The organism is Sphingomonas sp. LaA6.9, assembly GCF_022601895.1.
Taxonomy (GTDB): domain Bacteria; phylum Pseudomonadota; class Alphaproteobacteria; order Sphingomonadales; family Sphingomonadaceae; genus Sphingobium_A.
This window is the reverse complement of record NZ_JAKVIO010000091.1, coordinates 1-2,950: the sequence shown is the minus strand read 5'-3', so window position 1 is coordinate 2,950 and position 2,950 is coordinate 1. Positions and strand designations below refer to the sequence as shown.

Here is a 2,950-nt window from a genome sequence, read left to right as displayed (position 1 = left end):
AGTTCCGCCTGTCTCCTGAAAGGGCCAACGGCGGCTTTCCACATTTTCGTCCTTTGAGCGGCCTGTCGGGACCCGACCCTGTTGCCGACACTGGAGGTATGGCTGATGCTGCACGCATGAGCATGCGCAGCAAGCCTTTGACCGTCGCCTTCTACATCGCCTTCGCGCTTTGGTTCACGGCGATCCGCTATAGCTCTCCGGGATTCTACGGTTGGCTCTTAGCTCCCGTCGTCGGCACAGTTCTGACGCTTGGCACCATCGCGCTGTTCTTCATGGTCGTCGTTCTTGCCGCGCGGCGAGGTGTCAGGGCGGCTTCGTTTCCGTGGCTGAATGCCGCCGTCATCGCTTGTGCGATTATCGGCTTCGACCTCTTCTGGAGGTTCTATCTCAGTCCGTTTGCATGGGATGCATTCAAGCTCACCTCCATTCTCCTCGACATGGCCACCCCTATCATTGCTGCATTGGGACTAGCTGCTGTGGTCGGCGAGTTGAGACGACCCGTTCAGGTGATTGCGGGGTAGCAGCGCCTCGGACGGCTAATGTCCGCGTTCCACGACAAGGCTGACATCCTGGCGCCGCTGGGCATCTCCCAAAACCGGTCATGGTTCTCAATCTGAACGGAGGGCAGGAATCAGGCAGCCGGAATCGAGCTCAGGATGACGGCTTTGGCGGCGGAAGCCGAAGCCGGTGCCAAACTTTGGCCGATGGCAGTCGGATAACGCGCAGGCACGCTGTTAGCCTTTGCCGGGGCCGACGATCGGCACGTGCGGGTGCCTCGTCCCTGACAGCCACGCGAGGCTCTGCCCGCTCAGCGAAGTCGGAGCCGCACTCCGTTGCTCATCAGCTCGGGGGCCCAGCACGGTCATGAAGACACGGTCGTCGTGGCGGAAAAGCGCGATTTCTTAGCCGCTCCGCACCCGCCCCGTGCCGGGAAGTTTGGGGCCGACAACCTAGCGCTTGCGCGCCTTGCGGGCAGCGTAACGGGCGTCGCGTGCAGCCTTGAGCTCTCCGGCGGTCGGCACCTTCGGCCGGGCAGCCGCGGCGGCAGCACGGGCCTCTTCGACAGCGACCGCAGCGGCTTCGGCAGCTGCGCGCTCGGCCTGCTCCTTCGCGGCCTTCTCGGCTTCGCGAGCCGCCTCGGCGGCAGCGCGCTTTTCGGCTTCAGCGGCTTCCTTGGCGCGGCGGCGTTCGGCACGGTCGGCGAGCTCGGCCTCGCTGGGCTTTGGCTTGTTCTTCAGCATCTCCAGAGCCTTGGCCTTGGCGCTGTTTGCGGCAGCAACCCGGTCGTTGAAGCCCGGTTCCTTGAATCCTCGCATCAAATCTATCTCTGTCTCGTCGTTGGTCGCTGGGGGAGGAGAGCCCCTTACAGTAAACTGCACGCTGTGCCCAACTTATGTGACACCGTAGGTGCTACCCGCACGTCACAGTGGCCGCGTCCACCGTAAATTGTGGGAGCGTCGCGTCAGAGCTTGATGAATGGATGACAGCTATTACGTGGCCTGGATGAAGGCTTGAACGGCCGAAATGTCGGCCACGATGGACAAGACAAAAGCCATCGAAATCGTAAAGGCTTGCCTCGCCAACATTGGCGAACCGGGCTTTACCTACCCCATAGCCAGTGACCGTGATCACCCGGAAATCTGGGCAATAGCAGTGCAACCTATACGGGCTGACGGTCAGCCATTATCCGATCTAAACGCCTGATTTGGCAGCGAGAACGGCCGCGGCCGTCAGGATCGTCAAGGCGGCGAGCGCTGTTCCGACACGCGCATAATCGGTGAAGCGGTATCCGCCCGGCCCCATGACGAGCAGATTGTTCTGGTGCCCGATGGGCGTCAGGAAATCGGAGGAGGCCCCGATCAGCACTGCCAGCAATGCCGCATCGGGATCAATGCCGAGAAGCGTGGCTGAATGGACGGCAATCGGCCCCATGATCACCGCGGTCGCGACATTGTTGAGGAAGATCGACAGGAGCAATGTCGCGCCACAGAGTGCTGCCAGGGCTACGAATACGGGCGTCCCACTCAGCGCGTTGCCCAGCCATGCCGCAACGAGATCGGCCGCTCCGCTGCTCTCGAACGCGCCGCCCACCGGGATCATCGCGGCAAGCAACACGATCACCGGCCAGTCGATCGACCGGTAGATCTCTTCGGTCGGGATCAATCGCAATGCGGCCACGAGTGCCGCCGCGCCAAAGAAAGACAGCGCAGGCGGTGCCAGACCGGACACGGTCGTCGCGATCGCAGCCACAAAAATGGCAACGGTCACGCACGCGCGGATCCAGTCAGGGGGGGCGGGGTCGAACCTGTCGATCTCAAGCAATCGCGCCCTCGGGAGAAAGGCCGCGAGAGCGACTGCGGGTCCGCGCACATAGAGCTGGTCTCCCGCCTCGATCCTGAGCCGGTCGAGCGGCTGGCGCAGGCGGGCGGCCCGAGGGCCGCCCGCGACGACGTCGATCCGCCCCTCGCTGCGCAGATGCACCGATTCATACCCCTGGCCAACAAGGAACGAGCCGTGCGCCACCACGACGCGCGCGGTTTCCGCGTCGGTCGCGGCTCCCTTTGCGACGGTCGGAGCGAGGCCGGCCTGCTCGGCCACGTCCCACTGGTTGCAACGCGACAACAGCAACAGCCGGTCGCCCGGGCGTATCCTCATGTGCGGCGCGAGCGCGGCCCCTTGGCGGAACACCCCGAGCAGCCTTGCCCCCGCAGATCGCAAGACTGTCTGCAATGGCACTTGGCCGGCGCGCCGACGTGCCGGCCAGGCAAGCTCGAACACGCGCCAGGGATCCACACCCCTTGCGCTCCCGCTTCGCCGTGGGACGAGCCTCCAACCGATGGTTGCCAGATAGACGAGACCAATGGCGGTGACAGCGACGCCTACTGGCGTCATCGCGAAGAAGGAAAAGGGCTCCCCGAGCTGCTCTTCCCGGATCGACGACAGGATTAGA

General features: G+C 63.9%; 3 protein-coding genes. 1 reads left to right on the top strand and 2 read right to left on the bottom strand.

Features of this window, described 5'->3' with window-relative positions; all coding sequences use genetic code 11:
* On the top strand, positions 1–521 hold a 521-nt coding region (locus MKI88_RS21300; RefSeq protein WP_241633555.1), incomplete at its 5' end, for a hypothetical protein.
* 429 nt (positions 522–950) lie between these two features.
* On the opposite strand, the gene MKI88_RS21295 is transcribed toward MKI88_RS21300, so the two are convergent.
* Both MKI88_RS21295 and MKI88_RS21290 read right to left on the bottom strand, forming a co-directional pair.
* Positions 951–1,316 carry a DUF6481 family protein gene (locus tag MKI88_RS21295; RefSeq protein WP_241633554.1) on the bottom strand — a complete coding sequence of 122 codons (366 nt, stop codon included), beginning with the start codon at positions 1,314–1,316 and terminating at the stop codon, positions 951–953.
* 376 nt (positions 1,317–1,692) lie between these two features.
* On the bottom strand, positions 1,693–2,950 hold a 1,258-nt coding region (locus MKI88_RS21290), incomplete at its 5' end, for an SLC13 family permease (RefSeq protein ID WP_241633553.1).

Coding starts and splice junctions, on each gene's coding strand:
- MKI88_RS21295 (WP_241633554.1), bottom strand. CDS start 1,316: ATGCGAGGATTCAAGGAACCGGGCTTCAACGACCGGGTTGCTGCCGCA.